The sequence below is a fragment of the Winogradskyella sp. MH6 genome (assembly GCF_022810765.1).
Classification (GTDB): Bacteria; Bacteroidota; Bacteroidia; order Flavobacteriales; family Flavobacteriaceae; genus Winogradskyella.
In genome coordinates, this window is record NZ_CP094494.1 from 3312451 (window position 1) to 3331927 (window position 19477).

18 protein-coding genes are annotated in these 19477 nt (G+C 33.4%); 9 read left to right on the plus strand and 9 right to left on the minus strand.

Annotated features, from left to right (window positions below; genetic code table 11):
- Positions 1 to 154: 154 nt before the first annotated feature.
- Both MST30_RS14830 and MST30_RS14835 read left to right on the plus strand, forming a co-directional pair.
- Positions 155 to 2707: an ATP-dependent Clp protease ATP-binding subunit gene (locus MST30_RS14830; RefSeq protein WP_243472189.1), complete on the plus strand. Its 2553-nt coding sequence runs from the start codon at positions 155 to 157 to the stop codon at positions 2705 to 2707.
- 80 nt (positions 2708 to 2787) lie between these two features.
- Positions 2788 to 3159 (plus strand): hypothetical protein, encoded by a 372-nt coding sequence (locus MST30_RS14835; RefSeq protein ID WP_243472190.1) that lies wholly within the window; start codon positions 2788 to 2790, stop codon positions 3157 to 3159.
- Between the two features lie 12 nt (positions 3160 to 3171).
- Here MST30_RS14835 and hutH read toward each other — a convergent pair whose 3' ends face one another.
- Complete coding sequence (hutH, locus tag MST30_RS14840) at positions 3172 to 4707, minus strand: histidine ammonia-lyase (protein WP_243472191.1); 1536 nt, start codon at positions 4705 to 4707, stop codon at positions 3172 to 3174.
- Positions 4708 to 4712: 5 nt separating this feature from the next.
- Positions 4713 to 6275 carry an NAD(P)H-hydrate dehydratase gene (locus tag MST30_RS14845; RefSeq protein WP_243472192.1) on the minus strand — a complete coding sequence of 521 codons (1563 nt, stop codon included), beginning with the start codon at positions 6273 to 6275 and terminating at the stop codon, positions 4713 to 4715.
- Between the two features lie 95 nt (positions 6276 to 6370).
- Between MST30_RS14845 and MST30_RS14850 the strand changes: the two genes are divergently transcribed.
- Entirely contained in the window at positions 6371 to 6883 is a 513-nt protein-coding gene (locus MST30_RS14850; protein WP_243472193.1) for a GNAT family N-acetyltransferase, read from the plus strand.
- 84 nt (positions 6884 to 6967) lie between these two features.
- The gene (locus MST30_RS14855) at positions 6968 to 8059 is read left to right on the plus strand and encodes a T9SS type A sorting domain-containing protein (protein ID WP_243472194.1); all 1092 of its coding nucleotides are present in this window, start codon (positions 6968 to 6970) and stop codon (positions 8057 to 8059) included.
- Here MST30_RS14855 and holA read toward each other — a convergent pair whose 3' ends face one another.
- Positions 8060 to 9067 (minus strand): DNA polymerase III subunit delta, encoded by a 1008-nt coding sequence (gene holA, locus MST30_RS14860; protein WP_243472195.1) that lies wholly within the window; start codon positions 9065 to 9067, stop codon positions 8060 to 8062. It lies immediately after the preceding gene.
- 48 nt (positions 9068 to 9115) lie between these two features.
- On the opposite strand from holA, the gene MST30_RS14865 reads away from it, so the two are divergent.
- The 3 genes from MST30_RS14865 (at position 9116) to MST30_RS14875 (ending at position 11520) form a co-directional block, all read left to right on the plus strand.
- Complete coding sequence (locus tag MST30_RS14865; protein ID WP_243472196.1) at positions 9116 to 9565, plus strand: type I restriction enzyme HsdR N-terminal domain-containing protein; 450 nt, start codon at positions 9116 to 9118, stop codon at positions 9563 to 9565.
- A complete protein-coding gene (locus MST30_RS14870; protein ID WP_243472197.1) occupies positions 9566 to 10567 on the plus strand; it encodes a glycosyltransferase family 2 protein in 1002 nt (333 codons plus the stop codon).
- Positions 10568 to 10662: 95 nt separating this feature from the next.
- Complete coding sequence (locus MST30_RS14875) at positions 10663 to 11520, plus strand: OmpA/MotB family protein (RefSeq protein WP_243472198.1); 858 nt, start codon at positions 10663 to 10665, stop codon at positions 11518 to 11520.
- A 105-nt stretch (positions 11521 to 11625) separates the two neighbouring features.
- Here MST30_RS14875 and MST30_RS14880 read toward each other — a convergent pair whose 3' ends face one another.
- The 3 genes from MST30_RS14880 to MST30_RS14890 are packed head-to-tail and all read right to left on the minus strand — an operon-like array spanning position 11626 to position 14683.
- Positions 11626 to 12708: an AMP-binding protein gene (locus MST30_RS14880; RefSeq protein ID WP_243472199.1), complete on the minus strand. Its 1083-nt coding sequence runs from the start codon at positions 12706 to 12708 to the stop codon at positions 11626 to 11628.
- Positions 12708 to 13652 (minus strand): CPBP family intramembrane glutamic endopeptidase, encoded by a 945-nt coding sequence (locus tag MST30_RS14885; protein ID WP_243472200.1) that lies wholly within the window; start codon positions 13650 to 13652, stop codon positions 12708 to 12710. The genes MST30_RS14880 and MST30_RS14885 overlap by 1 nt, the downstream gene beginning before the upstream one ends.
- Positions 13649 to 14683 carry an o-succinylbenzoate synthase gene (locus MST30_RS14890; protein ID WP_243472201.1) on the minus strand — a complete coding sequence of 345 codons (1035 nt, stop codon included), beginning with the start codon at positions 14681 to 14683 and terminating at the stop codon, positions 13649 to 13651. The genes MST30_RS14885 and MST30_RS14890 overlap by 4 nt, the downstream gene beginning before the upstream one ends.
- 60 nt (positions 14684 to 14743) lie before the next feature.
- On the opposite strand from MST30_RS14890, the gene MST30_RS14895 reads away from it, so the two are divergent.
- Both MST30_RS14895 and MST30_RS14900 read left to right on the plus strand, forming a co-directional pair.
- Positions 14744 to 15643 (plus strand): sterol desaturase family protein, encoded by a 900-nt coding sequence (locus MST30_RS14895; protein WP_243472202.1) that lies wholly within the window; start codon positions 14744 to 14746, stop codon positions 15641 to 15643.
- 3 nt (positions 15644 to 15646) lie between these two features.
- Positions 15647 to 16438, plus strand: a complete 792-nt coding sequence (locus MST30_RS14900) for an SDR family oxidoreductase (RefSeq protein ID WP_243472203.1) — start codon at positions 15647 to 15649, stop codon at positions 16436 to 16438.
- Positions 16439 to 16443: 5 nt separating this feature from the next.
- Here the strand turns inward: MST30_RS14900 and MST30_RS14905 are convergent, their stop codons facing one another.
- From MST30_RS14905 to MST30_RS14915, 3 genes are read right to left on the minus strand one after another with little or no spacing between them, the layout of a single operon-like run.
- Positions 16444 to 17040 carry a hypothetical protein gene (locus tag MST30_RS14905; protein WP_243472204.1) on the minus strand — a complete coding sequence of 199 codons (597 nt, stop codon included), beginning with the start codon at positions 17038 to 17040 and terminating at the stop codon, positions 16444 to 16446.
- A 3-nt stretch (positions 17041 to 17043) separates the two neighbouring features.
- A complete protein-coding gene (locus tag MST30_RS14910) occupies positions 17044 to 17694 on the minus strand; it encodes a YceI family protein (protein ID WP_243472205.1) in 651 nt (216 codons plus the stop codon).
- 12 nt (positions 17695 to 17706) lie between these two features.
- Entirely contained in the window at positions 17707 to 19431 is a 1725-nt protein-coding gene (locus tag MST30_RS14915) for a S41 family peptidase (RefSeq protein ID WP_243472206.1), read from the minus strand.
- Positions 19432 to 19477 lie beyond the last annotated feature (46 nt).

Sequence of the window (19477 nt, forward strand, 5' to 3'; positions counted from 1 at the left end):
ATTTTTAATATCTTTTTCGTTAATAAGTATCATTGAATTTGCTTTGATTTGAAATGCTTTTTTAGTCTATTCGTTAAACCATTTTATTTAAGGTATGGTTTTTGCCATTTAGATAATATGTTTTTACTATTTTTAATGCAGAAAGGAGTTTACTATGGATGATAATTTTTCCCCAAGAGTTAAGGATGTTATAGCATTTAGCAAAGAAGAAGCTTTACGCCTAGGCCACGATTTTATAGGTACCGAACATTTAATGTTAGGGCTTTTAAGAGATGGTAGTGGAAAAGCTATAGATATTTTGAGCGCTTTAGAGGTGGACTTAAATCATTTAAGACGTAAAGTTGAGATTTTAAGCCCAGCCAATCCCAATATCGCTACAACATCAAACGAAAAGAAAAACTTGCACCTTACGAGGCAAGCTGAGCGTGCCTTAAAAACAACATTCTTAGAAGCTAAGTTGTTTCAAAGCACCTCTATAAATACAGCACATTTATTACTGTGCATATTAAGAAATGAAAATGACCCAACGACTAAGTTATTAAATAAACTTAAAGTTGATTATGATAATGTTAAAGACGAATTTAAATCTATGATTACAAGCGAAGATGATTACCTAGATGAGCCAAAAGCCGAATCATACTCAGATGACGATGTAAATGAAGAGGATGATGCTAAGCAAAACCCTTTCGGTGGAAGCCAGTCTAGCAAAACAAATAAAAAGTCTAAAACGCCAGTTTTAGACAACTTTGGTAGAGACCTAACCGTTCTTGCCGAAGAAGGAAAATTAGACCCAGTAGTGGGTAGAGAAAAAGAAATACAGCGTGTTTCTCAGATATTAAGCAGACGAAAAAAGAATAACCCTCTTTTAATTGGTGAACCTGGTGTTGGTAAATCTGCCATTGCAGAAGGTTTGGCTTTACGCATTGTAAAGCGTAAAGTTTCTAGAACTCTCTTTAATAAGCGTGTTGTTACATTAGACTTAGCAAGCTTAGTTGCTGGCACAAAATACAGAGGTCAGTTTGAAGAACGTATGAAAGCCGTAATGAACGAGCTTGAAAAGAATGATGATATTATTCTTTTTATTGATGAAATACATACCATTGTTGGTGCCGGTGGAGCTACCGGAAGTTTAGATGCTTCTAACATGTTCAAACCTGCTTTAGCAAGAGGTGAAATTCAATGTATTGGTGCAACCACTTTAGATGAATACAGACAGTATATTGAAAAAGATGGTGCTTTAGAGCGTCGTTTCCAGAAAGTTATTGTTGAGCCTACTTCTGTAGAAGAAACTATAGAAATATTGAACAACATTAAAGGTAAATACGAAGAACACCATAATGTTGATTATACACCTGAAGCTATTGAGGCTTGTGTAAAATTAACAAACAGATACATGACAGAACGCTTCTTACCAGACAAAGCTATTGATGCTTTAGATGAAGCTGGCTCTCGCGTGCATATCACAAATATTGATGTTCCTAAGCAAATCATAGAGTTGGAAAAGCAACTTGAAGAAGTTAAGGAAACTAAAAACAGTGTTGTTAAGAAACAGAAGTATGAAGAAGCTGCAAAGCTAAGAGATGATGAAAAACGTCTTGAAAAAGAATTAGCTACTGCCCAAGAGAAATGGGAAGAAGAAACCAAACAACATAGAGAAATCGTTACTGAAGACAATGTTGCAGATGTTATTTCTATGATGACTGGCATTCCTGTAAACAAGATAGCTCAAACCGAATTAAATAAACTGGCGAAATTACCAGAGCTTATTAAAGGACGTGTTATTGGGCAAGATAATGCTGTTGCAAAGGTTGTAAAAGCGATTCAGCGTAACAGAGCTGGTCTAAAAGATCCAAATAAGCCTATTGGTTCATTTATATTTTTAGGGCAGACTGGTGTTGGAAAAACGCAATTAGCTAAAGTTTTAGCTAGCGAATTATTTGACAGCAATGATGCATTAGTTCGTATAGATATGAGTGAGTACATGGAAAAATTTGCAGTATCTAGACTTATTGGAGCACCTCCAGGATATGTAGGTTATGAAGAAGGTGGACAACTTACTGAAAAGATTAGACGTAAACCTTATGCTGTTGTATTATTAGATGAGATTGAAAAAGCACATCCAGATGTTTTCAATATGCTTTTACAAGTTCTTGATGATGGCTATCTAACGGATAGTTTAGGTCGCAAAATCGATTTCAGAAATACAATCATCATTATGACTTCCAACATTGGAGCTCGTAAGCTTAAAGATTTTGGTACTGGTGTTGGTTTTGGTACATCTGCACAGCAAGCTCAAGAATCTGATCATGCAAAAGGCGTTATAGAAAATGCTCTTAAAAAAGCATTCGCACCAGAATTCTTGAATAGAATTGACGATGTTATTGTCTTTAATGCATTAGAAAAAGAAGATATTGATAAAATCATTGATATAGAACTAGTTAAACTTGTTAAACGCATTAAAGATTTAGGTTACGATTTAGTACTTACTGACAAAGCTAAAGACTACATTGCTGAAAAAGGTTTTGACAAACAGTATGGTGCAAGACCGTTAAACAGGGCAATTCAAAAATATGTTGAAGATGCGCTTGCCGAAGAGATTATCAATGCTAAAATCCAAGAAGGGGACACAATCACAATGGATTTAGATGCTAAAAAAGATGAGCTAAAAATTAAGGTTAAGAGCTCTGGTAAGCCTACCGAATCTTAAGACGATTTAATATTTTAAGTTAAAACTCCTCAAAAATTGAGGAGTTTTTTTTATCTTAATACATAAAAACTGTTCTAAAAATGCTTGAAACTGTTGTAAAATTAAAGTTTTGTACACTTTCTTTCTACGATAGATATGTAATTGCAGAAATTAACGAAGGTGTACATTTAGACCATCAGCACAATGAAGCTTTAATTGAAATCACAGAAAATCATTATAGCAAACCATTTGTGTACATCACCAATAGAATTAACTCTTATTCTGTTGACCCAAATGTTTACCCGAGAACCACGAGGGTAAAAAATCTTGCTGGGTTTGCAGTTGTTTCAAGAGTTCATATGGCAAAACTAAACGCACAAATAGAACAGATGTTTTTTTCTAAGCCGTTCGAAATATTTTCAGAATTAGAAGATGCTATTAATTGGGCAAAAGATTTAATCAAAAAGAATTAACCATTACTCTATCTAATGCTTCTCTACTCCATAGTTATTTAAAAACAACTCTTCTACTTCAATATCTACATCTTTCAAAAACTGTATAGATGCTTCAATATCATCATGCAACACTTCGTCTTCTTTAATAAAAGGTACAGCTTTTCTATAATGCTCCAAGAACGACTCTAATAATGGAGATGTTTTCATAGGTCTTCTAAACTCTATAGCCTGAGATGCATTCATCAACTCAATAGCAATAACACGCTCCACATTTCTAATCAAATTATAAGCTTGTGTTGCCGCATTGGCTCCCATACTTACATGGTCTTCTTGCCCATTACTAGACACTATACTATCAACACTTGCAGGTGATGCCAATTGCTTATTAGCACTAACAATACTAGCAGCAGTATACTGCGGAATCATAAAACCAGAATTCAATCCAGGGTTATCTACCAAAAAGGCTGGCAAACCTCTTAAACCTGAAACGAGTTGAAAAATTCGTCGTTCAGAAATATTGCCTATTTCTGCCATAGCAATCTTTAAATAATCTAAAGCTAAAGCCAATGGTTGTCCATGGAAATTTCCTCCTGAAATAATTAAATCTTCTTCTGAAAAAATATTAGGATTATCAGTTACCGAATTGATTTCGGTTAAGATTACCTTTTCAACAAAGTCTAAAGTGTCTTTAGTAGCTCCATGCACTTGCGGAATACATCTAAACGAATAAGGATCTTGTACGTGTTCTTTTTCTCTGGTAATTAACTCACTGCCTTCTAAAAGCTCGTTAAATCGCTTGGCTACTTTACGTTGTCCTGGATGAGGTCTAACATCATGAACTAAATCATGAAACGGATCTAATCTGCCATCAAAAGCATCTAAAGAAATCGCAGAAATTATATCTGCTAGATAAGATGTTTTATGAGACATTAACAACAAATACACACCATAGGCACTCATAAATTGTGTTCCGTTTAATAAAGCCAAACCTTCTTTAGCTTCAAGCTTTATAGGCTCCCAATTGAATTTTTCTAACAATTCTGAAGCTTCATAATTTTCACCATCATGCACAACACTTCCTTTTCCTAAAAGTGGTAATGCTAAGTGTGCCAAAGGTGCCAAATCACCAGAAGCACCTAAAGACCCTTGCGTATATACAAACGGAAAAATATCATTATTAAAGAAGTCGATTAATCGTTCAACCGTTTTTAGCTGTACACCACTATGACCGTAGCTTAACGACTGAATTTTCAACAGTAACATTACCTTCACTACAGATTCTGGTACACGATCACCAGTTCCACATGCATGAGACATCACTAAATTTTCTTGTAACTTAGTTAAGTCCTTATCCGAAATCTTAACATTATACAACGACCCAAAACCTGTATTAATGCCATACATTGGCTTTTTGTTGTTGGCTAATTTATTATTGAGATACGTTTTGCAATTTTCTATTTTCTGAATAGATGTTTCAGAAAGTTTTAGTTTTTTATTGTCTTTAAAAATGTTGTAAATGGTTACAATATCTAAAGCATCTGATGATATAATATGATAGTTATCCATAACTGTTATTGTGCGTCTTGTTGTTCTTCTTGCTGTTGTTGCTCTTGCTCTGGTTGTTTAAATAAATCGATGTATGCTTCGCCTAATGTTTCGATAATATGACTTGCTATTAAGCTTTGGTACCCGTAATCTTCAAGAGAAATATCGGCAGACTTACCATGTAAATACACACCAAAAATAGTTGCTGCCAATGGTTCATAACCTTGGGCGATTAAACCTGTAATTATTCCTGTTAATATATCGCCTGTGCCTGCAGTTGCCATTCCAGGGTTTCCTGTTGTGTTTATATAAAGTTTGTCTCCAAAAACTGTTATTGTGTTAGCACCTTTTATAACAACTATTGTTTTGTACTTTTTAGAAAACGCTTTTACTTTTTTAAGCTTATCAAAATCGTCTGACCACTCACCAACTAAGCGTTCTAACTCTTTTGGGTGTGGTGTTAACACTGTTTGTTCTGGTAATAATTTAAGTAATGTTTTTTTCTTAGATAAGATGTTTAAGCCATCAGCATCTATAACCAATGGTACTTTGTTGGTCTCTAAAAAAGCCTCGATAGCTTTTACAGTTTTGTCTTCAGTTCCAAGTCCAACACCCAAACCAATTGAATTGGGTTCTATTGTAAATGAAATATCTGAAATGTATTCTTCATCTTTATCAGTAATCACCATAGATTCTGGAAAAGACGTCTGCATACTATGATAACCACATTTAGGGATAAATGCAGTAACCAATCCTGCACCAGAGCTTAAAGCAGCTCTACTAGCTAAATTAACAGCACCTATTTTTCCGTAACTTCCACCAACGATTAAAGCATGACCAAAATCTCCTTTGTGTGAAAATTTTTCCCTTGGTTTGTATAAGGGTAAAACTTCATGTTTTGAAATTAACTCCGCTTCGGCTTCGGTTTGCATTAAGTAATCGCGATCTATACCAATATCCAATACTTCCCATTGCACCGTGAATTTTGAAGTTTCTGGTAAGAAGAATATCAATTTTGGTGACTGAAAACTTAATGTGTAGTTGGCATGTACTACGGCATTTTCGTCTTCAATAGCTCTATCTGTATATAATCCTGAAGGAATATCTATTGACAAGGTAAATGCTTTAGACGCTCTCCATTTTTGAAACAATTCTTGCACCCATTCATTAGGTTGACGATTAAGACCTATACCAAAAACAGCATCAACTATAATATCTCTTTCATCTATAGTAACCTCAGAAAAATCGCCAGAACAACTTAGCATTTTTGGCCAGTCTTTGGTAACGTTTTTTATTCTATCGTAATTGATTAAAAAATCCTTGGAACGCTTGTCGCTACAATTAACGATATAAGTCACAACATTATAACCGTGAGTGATTAAATGTCTAGCCAATACCAAACCGTCTCCACCATTATTACCTATTCCACAAAATACATGAATTGGCACTTGTGCACCTTGCATACGCATATGAATCCAATTAAAAATTTGGGTTCCTGCACGCTCCATAAGGTCTGTTGAAGAAATATTTTGGCGTTCGGTAGTGAGTTTATCACCTTCGTATATTTGTTCTTTTGAGAATAACTTCATTAATAATATTCTGTATATTGAAAAAGCTTTTTGAGGAAGTAAAAATAAGGTTTTCCGAGCCAATAGAATAATAATGTATTTAGATTAATTAAATAATGAAAGATTCATTCGAAACCCAACGTCTTCACATTAGACCAATAACAACAGATGACGCACCATTCGTTTTAGAATTAATGAATACGCCAAAATGGATTCAATTTATTGGCGATAGAAATGTAAGAACCGTTGAAGATGCTGAAGCTTATATTACAGAAAAAGCATTACCACAAATAGCTACTCATGGTTATGGCAATAATGTTATTATTAGAAAATCTGACAATGTAAAACTTGGTACCTGTGGAGTTTACCACAGAGAGGGTATAGAAATACCCGACATTGGCTTTGCGTTTTTGCCATCTAACGAAGGAAAAGGTTACGCTTTTGAAGCCACATCAAAGCTTGTAGAAATAATGAAAGATAATCATGGTCTAAACCAACTGAGCGCCTATACTTTAGAAGAAAATTTATCATCAAGAAAACTACTAGAGCGTTTAGGTTTTGAACTAAAAGGCATCGGAACATTGCCTACATCTGATGAAGAATTGTTGCATTATCATAGAAAACTATAGTTTTAACCCAAATAAAGGTGACTCACATGTTTTTTTGCCTGTGATACCTTTTGTTGTGTACATTTAAGCTTTAATCATTATTTTATGAGACTTATTCTCTGTTTTAGTCTATTTTGGGTTTTATCATTTTTAGGCATCAATGCGCAACAGTTTACATTAGAAACTTCATTAGACACAACCGTCAGTGAAACCTCAGGGTTATTGTATATTAACAACACATTGATTACGCATAACGATAGTGCAAATACCAATCAACTTTTTGATATAGATATTTCTACAGGAAATGTAACTCGTACAGTTACTGTTACTAATGCTACTAATATCGATTGGGAAGATCTTACTCAAGACGGAACATACATTTACATTGGCGATTTTGGTAATTACCAAGGGGATAGAACAGATTTAAAGGTTTACAGAATTGCCATTTCAGATTATTTGAATAATACTTCTGTTACCGCAGATGTCATTAACTTTAGTTACGCTGATCAAACAGATTTTACAACAAATCCGTTTGCTACCAATTTTGATGCAGAGAGCTTAATACATTATAATAATAGTCTTTATGTGTTTACCCGAAATTGGCTAGATGGCAACACCAACATTTACGAATTACCAAAAACACCTGGCTCACACAGTATTTCTATGGTTGATAGTATTACAGCAGGTGGTTTGGTATCTGGAGCGACATTCAATACATTGAGTAACGAAATTGTTATTACAGGATTTGATGGTGGTGGCGCTTTTTTAATTGAATTAAGCGGGTTTAACTCTGGCTTATTTTCTAACGGAAGTGTTACAAAAACCTCTATTGCTGTACCAGAAAATTATTCATTTCAAATCGAAGGTATATATCCTCTTAACGCAAACGAGTATTATATAACAGCTGAAGAAAACGGTGCTCTTCAACCTGCTTTGTATAGCTTCAATACCTCTACCCTTTCTATGAATGAAACTGAATTGACATCGATTTCATTTTACCCAAATCCAGCTAAAACCAAAATTACGTTGAGCGAAGAAAATCTTCAAACTAAAATCTATAATGTAACTGGTCAACTCGTGAAAACATCAAGCAAAAAACATATTGATGTTTCAGGTTTAACTTCTGGAATATATCTCATAACCATTGAAGATACCTCTGGAAAAAACACAATAAGAAAACGCTTGTTGATAGAATAATTAACCCATTATCCTTACCAAAAGTTCTTTTAGCAAGTCGCCTTGAGGAACTGCATTAGCACCTACTCCTTTGCTTTTTACGTCAAATTCTCTGAGTAAAGCTACAACAGCGCTTACTTTTTTCATTGGATAGTTGCGAGCAGCTGTAAGATATTCATTTACAAAGTAAGGATTAACCCTCAGTGCTGAAGCCACACTTCTTGGGTTTTTGTCAGTCATACCATGAAGATGCAATAACTGAGAAAAGAAATTAAACAGCAAAGCTACAGTCACTACCATAGGATTATCCTTAGGATTATCTGCAAAGTACTTCGCAATTTGGTGTGCTTTTACAATGTTTCGTTCACCAACAGCTTTACGTAGCTCAAAATTATTGAAATCTTTACTTATTCCGATATTTTCCTCAATATGATCTGGTGTAATCTGCGTGCCTTCTGGTAAAACAATTTTTAGCTTATCGAGCTCATTGTTCACCTTGCTTAAGTCTGTTCCTAAAAACTCAACCAGCATTTGAGCTGCTTTGGGCGAAATATCATATCCTTGCCCTTTTAGCACACGTCTTATCCAATCTGGCACTTGATTATCGTAGAGTTTTTTACTTTCAAAAACTACACTACCGTTTTTGTTTATGGCCTTATATAATGCTTTGCGCTTATCAATTTTTTTATACTTGTAATTAACGACTAAAACCGTTGTTGGCTGCGGATTTTCGGCATACGATGCTAGTTTTTCTATAGTACGACTAAGGTCTTGCGCTTCCTTTACGATAACCACTTGGCGCTCTGCCATCATAGGATAACGCTTGGCATTGCTTACAATATCATCTATGGTAACATCTCTTCCGTAAAGCACCATTTGGTTAAACCCTTTCTCAGCTTCATCTAAAAGATTATCTTCAATAAAATCTGAAATTTTATCAATATAATAAGCCTCTTCACCCATAAGAAAATAGATGGGCTTAATTTGTCCTTTCTTAATATCTGCTACTAATGCCTTTACTTCGTCCAATCTCTTAAATCGTTTGCTCGAATGATATTATAATTTTAATTTTGTGAAGTGCAAAAACTTAACTTTCCACAGTTTGAATACCGATTCAAAAGTACAGAAAATAAAGTTTCTATTTTTGATGTTATTCGGAAAAAATTCATCGTCCTTCAACCCGAAGAATGGGTGAGACAACATTGTGTCCACTATCTAATTAATGAGAAAAATTATCCTAAATCGTTAATTAATGTTGAAAAAGAATTAAACATTAACGGCTTAAAGAAACGCTACGATATTGTTATCTTCAATTCTGACGGTAGCATCCTACTCATCGTTGAATGTAAATCGTATGACATTACTATAAACCAAGATACTTTCGACCAGATTGCACGTTATAATTTAGCGTTAAATGCCGAATTTCTAATGGTAACAAACGGCATAAATCACTATTATTGTCAAATGGACACTGAGGCTGAATGTTATCAGTTCTTAAGAGATATTCCTAATTATAAAAAGGCATAAATGTACAGCGACAAGGATATAGCAATTGTTATTTTAAACTGGAACGGTAAAACTCTGTTAGAGCAATTTTTACCTTCGATTTTAAAGTATTCTGAAGCTGCTAAAATTTATGTTGCAGACAATGCCTCTACTGATAATTCTGTTGAATTTTTAAAAACTTCGTTTCCTGAGGTTACAATAATTCAAAATTCTGAAAATGGTGGTTATGCTAAAGGTTATAACGAAGCGTTGCAACATGTTTCTGAACCACTACTTTGCCTTTTAAATAGTGACATTGAAGTTACTGAGAATTGGCTTCATGGAATTCTAACGGCTTTCAATTCTGAAGCTAAACCAGACATCCTTCAACCTAAAATATTAGATTACAAAGACAAGTCAAAATTTGAATATGCTGGTGCTGCAGGTGGATTTATAGATAAGTATGGTTATCCTTTTTGTAGAGGTCGTATTTTTGATAGCATTGAAGACGACAAAGGGCAATACAATAATGTCATAGATATTTTTTGGGCTTCTGGTGCTTGTTTCTTTATTAAAAATGAGGTTTTCAAAACTTTAAACGGCTTTGATGAAAGCTATTTTGCGCACATGGAAGAGATAGATTTATGTTGGCGCGCCTACAATAGTAATTATAAAACACAATATGTTGGCACATCTACAGTGTATCATGTTGGTGGTGCAACTCTAAGTAATACCAATCCTAAAAAGACATACTTAAATTTTAGAAATAGCCTTATGACTTTGGTTAAAAACACAGAAAAAAACGTGTTTTCTAAGGCTATAACAAGAATGTTTTTAGATGGTGTTGCAGGTATTAGGTTTTTATTTCAGTTAAAACCTTTACATTTTTGGGCAGTTTTAAAAGCACATTATTCGTTTTATATAAATTTGGGTAGAATTTTAAAGGAACGCAGAACACTCAAGAGACGTTCTAATTATTACCAAACCTCTTCTATTGTTTGGTCTTATTTTATAAAGAAGGTAAAAACTTTTAATTGTTTATAAAACTGTTAAAAGTTTTGTTAATCTATATCTTACGCAGTTTTCTTTTCTATAATTTTGATATGTTAAAATTAACAATTTAAACTATAATGAAAATTATGAAAAAACTAATGTTATTAAGTGTTTGCTCAATGGTGTTGCTAGCATCTTGCGTATCGAAGAAAGAATATGCTGCACTTGAAGCAAAACAACAAGAAACACAAGATTTATTAAATACTGCTACTGTAAAATTAAATAAATGTCTCTCTGATGCTGCTGCGGCAAATGCCAGAGTAGAAACCATGAAAGATCAGTTAGCTGATTTACGTAAAGCGAATCAAGATTTAATTGACACCAAAGGAAACTTAACAACCTTAACACAAAAAGGTGCTGAAAACCTTGAAAAATCTTTAGAAAGCTTAAAAGAAAAAGATTTAAAGATTTCTCGTTTACAAGACGCCTTAACTAAAAAGGATAGTGTAACACTTGCTATCGTTACTAGTTTAAAAAAGGAAGTTGGTATTGACGATCCAGACATTGAAATTAACGTAGAAAAAGGTGTTGTATTTATCTCTATTGCTGATAAGTTATTATTTAAAAGCGGAAGTTATACTGTAACAGATAGAGCTAAAGAAATTTTAGCTAAAGTAGCTAAGGTAATCAACAGTAAGCCTAATTTTGAAGCTATGGTGGAAGCACATACAGACAATGTACCTTATAATAAACCTCCATTATTAGACAACTGGGATCTTAGTGTAAAACGTGCAACCTCTGTTGTTAGAGTTTTAGAAAGCTTAGAAGTAAACCCTCAGCAACTAATTGCAGCTGGACGCAGTCACTATGTGCCATTAGTAGCAAATGATACTGCTGAAAACAGAGCAAAAAATAGACGTACAAGAATAGTTGTACTTCCTAAAATTGATCAGTTCTACGAAATGATTGAAGAAGAAATGAAAAATCTTTCTGCAGGAAACTAATTTTTGAACTCACATATTTTATTTTAAACTAAAAACCCAATGCTCATGTATTGGGTTTTTGTTTTATCCTAATGTACATTTAATATTACATAGAAAATCATTAATCTATCCTAAAACCGATTCTATAGTTTTAGCACGCTGAATTTTACCATTTACAGTCTCAACAAACTTATCAGTAATATAAATATGCTTTGGCACTTCAAATTTAGTAAGGTCTTTGATGTACTTTATCCTATTTGCAATACTTTCAGCAGAATCCCTTGGATTTTCTACTATTAAAACAAGACGTTCCCCTAATGTTTCATCTTCTTCTCCAGCAACTATAAAACGCTCGTCTATAGCAGGATGTAATTTGTCTTCAATTTGTTCTGGAAATAATTTTACACCACCAGAATTAATGACATTATCATAACGCCCAAACAACTGAAAACTGGTCTCTGATTTTAATTTTACAATATCATTTGTTGCCAAAGGCTCTCCTAATAAATTAGATGCATGTATAACCAAACACTGTCTCTCGTCTTGAGAAAAATTCACATTAGGTATAGCATTAAAATACTTCTCGCCTTTAGATACTTTTGATGCCAATTGTCTAACAGCAACATGAGTAACGGTCTCTGTCATTCCATAGGTTTCAAAAACTTTAGGACTGCAAGTTTTAATACGCTCTAATAATGGTTGTGTCACTTTAGATCCACCTACAATAATGGTTTTTATATTGTAAGTATACTTTAACGTGTGCTTAAGCTGTAAAGGAATCATAGCACAAAAGTCGTAGTGTTTTTCATAATCGAAAATTGGATGTGCACTTGGTTCTACATGATCAAGCTCTAACCCTAAAATCATGGCTCTCACCAACATCATCTTACCTGCAATGTAATGGCTTGGTAAACAATCTATAGCTGTGTTGCCTGGCTCTAAACCAAAGAAATCTCCAGTAGCAATGGCAGAATTTACCATGGCTTGTTTTTTGAGTTTTATCAGTTTTGGTTTACCTGTTGATCCAGACGTATTAACTTCTATATAATCTTTATCATTTAACCAATCGATTAAAAAGTTTCCTGTAGCCTTTTCGTAAGGTTCGCCTTCTTTTATAAGACTGTATGCTACTTCTTTTAAATCTTCGTGGTCGTAGTGCAGACCGTTTAGTTTAAATCTATTATGAACTTTATCGTATTTTGGTGCCATTATTCTCCTATAATTTTATAATCTTCTTTTGGTGGTTCGTATACCTTACCAAACAAACGTTCTTGCCAGTTTTTCCAACCATATTTCTTAGATAAAATTAGCAACATAATTGGATAAACAACCAATACTGGTATTAAAATTTCGCCAACAATACTCATTGATGGCTCAGCAGTACTTTTAAAGATGGCATCGGTTTGTAATGCTGTCCAATCTGCTGTAACCAAAAGAGATGCAAGCAAGTTGTTTCCTAGATGGAACCCTAAGGCAAGTTCTAATCCGTCATCCATTAAAGTCATAATACCTAATAACAAACCTGTACCTATGTAAAATATCATCATTTTCCAAAAACCAACATTAGTAACTTCTGGGTTTGCACTATGAGCTATACCAAACAAAACCGAAGTAAGGATTAATGGAAACCATTTATTTTTTACATAAACACCAATATACTGCATAAAATAACCTCTAAACAGGTATTCTTCTAATCCTATCTGAAAAGGAAAAAGAACAATACTTACTAAAAATAAAATTGAAAACTTCTTAAAGTCAAATTGATAAACAATCTCTGAAGCATCAATGTTATAGCCTACAATGAATGATACTATTGTAAAAACAGCAATCATCATAAAAGCAAAAAATACCCTACCATAATCAACTTTGCGTCTAGTTGTAGTTAAGGATAAAATACTACGTTGGTGAACATATTTTACCAACACAAACAATAGACCCAATAAAAATGCAAAAGGTATAAGATTAATTGCTAGATTGAGACTAGATGGTATATCCTTCATCATTTCATAAGCAGCCTCCATTTCTGAAGGATCTGTTATTAAATAAAACACAAAGTTTAGCAAGAAGATACCTGCAACCAATACTGTAGTTAGGATAAACATCCAGATTTCTCGTTGACCTTTATAGGCTTGTTGTATGTAATTAAGTCTCATATTTTAAATTTCCAATCTTTGTTTAAATCGTATTGCAAAGTACCATTTTTTACGGTTAATGGTGAAGCAAAATTATTAGTATATAAACTTCCTGTTCCTAGCCCTTGAGGCATCGTATTTTTTAATGTATAAGTCCATTGTGCTATGGCGTTTAAGCCTATATTACTTTCTAGCGCACTAGTTATCCACCATTTTATATTTAAATCTTCGGCAATATTTATCCATTGTTGACTTCCGTTAAAACCACCAACAAGACTTGGCTTTAAGATGATATATTGTGGTTTTATAGTTTGAAGCACCTGTAGTTTATTTTCTTTTGAAAACACACCTATTAATTCTTCATCTAAAGCAATTGGTAATGGTGTAGTTTCGCAAAGGCTTGCCATCTCCTCAAACTGCTTTGGTTTAATGGGTTGTTCTATGGAATGTAATTGATATTCCGAAAGACGCTTCAATTTTTCGAGAGCTTCTTTAGGAGAAAATGCTCCATTAGCATCTACACGCAATTCTATATCTGAAATTGAAAACTCTTTTCGTATAGACTTTAGAATATCAAGCTCGGTTTGAAAATCTATAGCACCAATTTTTAGTTTTATACAGTCAAATCCAGCTTCAATTTTTTCCTTTACTTGCTTACGCATAAAGACTTCGTTTCCCATCCAAACCAATCCATTAATCGGAATAGTATCTTGCCCTTTAGTAAATTTAGATGGAAAAAGGTTGAATTTAGATGCGCTTTCTAAAGATTTAAAAGCTGTTTCTAATCCAAATTGAATACTTGGATATTCTATTAGCTCCTTTAACAAAAACTCTAAACCAAGATGAACATTATTACAAACCCATTTTAGTTTGTCTTCATAATCTGGTTTATCATCTATACTCAAACCTCTTAAAATGCCACACTCACCTATTCCTGTTTTACCCTCTTCTTTGAGAAGAATAAACCAGGTTTCTTTGGTTGTCATAACACCTCTAGACGTACCGCTTGGTCGCTTAAAATTGAGAGTATACTTATGGTAAGTGGCTATCATAATTCAATAGCAAAAGTAGTTAAATATTTTCGTATTTTAGAAGCTCAAATACACCTACAAATGCCAGATTTTCCAAATATTATTCTTTATGCAATACCTTTTTTCATTTTAGCTATGTTGCTAGAATTATATGTTACTACAAGAGAACAATTAAAGCACGTAAAAGGTTATGAACCAAAGGATGCTTTCTCATCTATAGCAATGGGTTTGGGTAATGTAATCTTAGGATTTGCGAGTAAAGTGTTAGTCTTATTGGCTTTAACTTGGGTTTATGAAAACTTTAGATTGTTTACAATTCCGGTAGCATGGTGGTCTTTTGTTCTACTATTTTTTGCAGACGACTTGGCATATTATTGGTTTCATAGAATTTCGCATGAGTGTCGCTTGTTTTGGGCATCTCACGTGGTACACCATTCATCTCAACACTACAATTTAAGCACAGCATTACGACAAACTTGGTCTGGTGGTTTTTATTCGTTCATTTTTTGGCTGTGGTTACCGCTTTTAGGATTTCATCCTGCCATGATATTATTACAAATGTCCATTAGTTTATTATATCAGTTTTGGATTCATACCGAAGCCATAGATAAAATGCCACGTTGGTTTGAAGCCATATTTAATACACCTTCGCATCACAGAGTGCATCATGGTAGTAACCCGATTTATTTAGACCGAAATCATGCTGGAATATTGATTATTTGGGATAAACTCTTCGGAACATTTCAACCAGAGTTAGATGACGAAAAGGTAAAATATGGACTTGTAACTAACATCAACACTTATAATCCTGTTAAGATTGCTTTTATTGAGTGGTGGAACATGCTAAAAGACACATTTACCGGAAAAAAATCTTTAAAAGATCGTTTTCAATATTTGATAAAACCACCAGGTTGGAAACACGATGGCACTGGTAAGCTAAGTGATGATTTACGTGAAGAATGGTTGAACTCCAAGAAATAAAACATGACATTTGACAATAAAGTTTTTTGGATAACAGGAGCTTCGAGTGGTATTGGCAAAGCCTTAGTATTGGAATTGTCAAAACAAAATTGCAAACTCATAATATCATCTCGAAGAGAAACAGTTTTAAACACCGTTAAAAACGAATGTCAACAACCTGAACATATCAAAGTCCTCCCTTTAGATTTAGCAGATTATAAAACCATGCCAACCATAATAGAAAAAGCTATTTCATTGTTTGGCAACGTTGATATTCTCATCAACAATGGTGGCATTAGTCAGCGCTCTTTAATCATAGATACAGATATCGAAGTAGACAAAAAACTTATGGATATTGATTATTTAGGTACAGTAGCTCTGTCTAAAGCCTTACTTCCACATTTTATTGCCAATCAATCTGGTCATTTTGTTACTGTTACTAGTTTAATGGGCAAATTCAGCTCGCCTTATCGCTCTGCTTATTGCGGTGCAAAACATGCACTCCATGGCTTTTTTGATGCCTTAAGATTAGAGCACGATAAAGACAACATAAAAGTGACCATGATTTGCCCTGGTTTTGTAAATACTAACGTTGCGCGCAATGCATTGACAGGTGATGGCTCTACCCAAAACGAACAAGATACAGCAACAGAAAACGGCTTAGATGTTGATGTTTTTGCCAAACGGATGCTAAAAGCCATTAAAAAACAAAAGTTTGAAGTATATATTGGTAAAGGCGAAACCAAAGGTGTTTACCTGAAACGCTTTTTTCCTAAGTTATTGCATAAAGTTGTTTTGAGAAGTCAAGTACGGTAAGTCCTTTAGTCTTCATTAATATCTATTTCGCAGGCATTAGCTTTGAATTTTATAGCTGCTAATGTTTCCCAAATATCGAAATCGAAATCACTTGGAGAAAACCGAAACAGCAATAATGTTTTATCCTTTTCTAAACACTTGTAATAATTAGCTGAAACATTTAAAGTCATCATATCTTTTGAATGAAACGCATTATAAAGACGAATTTTTCCTTTAAAACTGTTTTCTCCGTCTTTTAAAAATAGTGCAATAGATTCAGGAACTTTAAAATTTTGATCCTTGTTGACAACGGTCATTAAGCCATCAAAATACAATTGCAAATCTTGCTCTAAGGTGCTTTCATTTACTCCAATATTTCCTTCTATACTCCAAGCAAAGGCATAAGACCAATACTCTATACTATCTTGATTAGACCATTCTTTTGGAAAATAGGCTTCTTCAAATCCTTTATAGTTAATCTCTCGGGCAAAATGAATTGGAAATTCAAAGACTTCTTTTGCCCACAAACTATCAACCTCTAAAAGATTTTCTGATTTGTTTATTTGAGCAACACCAAATAAAAAACAAAACACAAACACTATTGACAATGAAATTCTTTTCATATTCTAATGGTTAAAATGCACTTCGACCTCAAGTTCTACAGCATCGGAAATCGCATAATCTTTAACTTTTGCTACTCCCTTTGAGCTGTAGGTTATCCCAAATTCTGTTCTGTCTATTTTAAATTTAGTGGAAAGCTTCTGTTCATTTGGATAATATTCTACATTGAATAAAGTTACTGGCTTTGTAACATTTTTAATAGTTAGGTTTGCATCTATTTTAAGCCTATTATCATTAACCTTTTCAAAGCTTGTAAACTCTAATTTAGACTCTGGAAATTTTTCAACATCAAAAAAGTCATCATTCTTTAAGTGGTTTACCAAATCTTCACTATAATCTCCATCTGTATTAACAATAGTAGTCATATCTACAACAAAACTACCGTCTTTAATTTCATTATTTTCAAACTCTAGGGAACCTGCTTTAAAATCTACCGTTCCAAAGTGGTTTCCAAAGCTAAAAAGCATAGAACCTTTCCACTTTACAACACTCTTCTCTAAATTAATTGCAATCTTTCCTTCTAAATTTGCTGTACTTTTTTCTGGAATTTCTTCTTTTGACACCAATAAATTCTCGCTGTTTGTGTTTGCTTCTTTCTTACAACCAGTAAAAATGCAAACTGCCATAAAGATTAATAGAATAATTGTTCGTTTCATAATTGATTTATTTTATTGATTTTGAATAAGTTTAAAAGTAAATTCCTTGACAGAATCTTGATTATTGAGATAATCGTTTATAGGTTGTATTACTTCATAATCTGGAAGTATACCTTTACTATCATCTAGTCCCTTAACAGCTACTTGAGATGTCGTATTTGCTGCGTAATATTGATACTTTGTATACTTTAATCTTAAAACTGTTTGGCCAGCCGTACAAAAGTGATTAGATCCTAATTCTTCGCCTATAACAGTACCAAGATTGTGGTACTTTGTCATTGCCATAAAGTGACCTGTAGTAGAATTGCCATTACCATCAATTAAAAAATAGAGTTTCCCTTTGTAAGTTTTCTTAAAGGGTTGATGCATAATTTCTTCTGTTTCTGCATCTATATTTAAGAAGTAAGCAAATGGTTTGCCTATTAAATATTTTAGTAAGTGAATACTTGATTCTGCTGAGCCTCCTCCATTAAAACGCAAGTCTATAATAAGGTTTTCAGTCTTATTTTGGTTTATTTTTTGAAAACTATCATCAATAAAATTTTCAAACTCGCTAAGGTTATTCCAAGGATAATAATTAAAGCTCGAAATGGTTAATACAGCGATTTTATCATACTCAAAATCGAGACATAAATTATCTGGACAAGGTTTGGCAAAAGGTTCTTTAAAGCTTGGATAAGCATCTAAAGCGTTCAAGATAATTGGTGTTTTTTGTTCTTTTATTTGAATTGAGAAGCGTTTTGGAAAATTCAACGCATACGGAATCATGGCTGTTGCCCAATAATTAAATTTATGACGTTTATAAGTCTCTATATGACCTTGAGACGGAATATGTTTGTAAATTTCTGAAACAATATCCTCAACTGGCAATCCGTTAATTTTAGTGATTTCATCTTTTACGGCAACCTTATTGGCATTGGTACAACCATCAATGACATACAGTCGTTCGTTAATCCACCTTACATCTAAAGGAAACAACAATTGTATTGGCATAGCATCCCAATCTTGCGAGAAATTGTTAGATGTATGCGAACAGTTGATACTTGAAATAATCTCACGACAATACCAAGAAAACTCAGCATAGGTTGTATTTTCGTTTATGGCAGCTTTCTTTTCGTTTACCGTTTTCCAAAAATTGGCTTTAGAAATAAATTTTAATGCATTGGGATGAACCTCTAATAACTTATTAGCCAATTGATCTAAATCGGCTTTGTAATCTTCAACAGGAAATATTTTTGCAAATTTTTCTGAAGGATTTATTGGTTTTTTATTCGGAAAATTAATGCGAGCTATCATATCCTCAGCATTAAAGTTATCTGGATTCATTGCTAAGGATTTTTTATAATTTTTAATGGCTAAATCCATTTCACCCAGATTGAAATATGCTTCACCCAAACTATCGTAAGCGTTATACCAATCAGGAAATTGCTCTACAATCAACTTAAAAACCTCTAAAGCTTCACCTGGTTTATTGTCCCAAAGCAATCCGTAACCATACATTGTAATTTCGTCCTTGTTTTCAAAATTGTAGGCATCTGCTTCATTACGTTTTAGAGTTCTGTATAGTTCTATTCTTTCATTAATCGTTAGATCTGCATTCTCTTTTAAAACTAGACTTATCGACTGCTGAGATATATTATTATTTTGAATTTGAACATCATTAGATAAGACATCATTTTTTGAGTTCTTACACCCAAGAAGAAACATTAATAATAAGATGATAAGACATTTTTTCATTTCTAAGATTTTATCCAAAACTAGATTGTTAGCGCTCAGAAAGTGT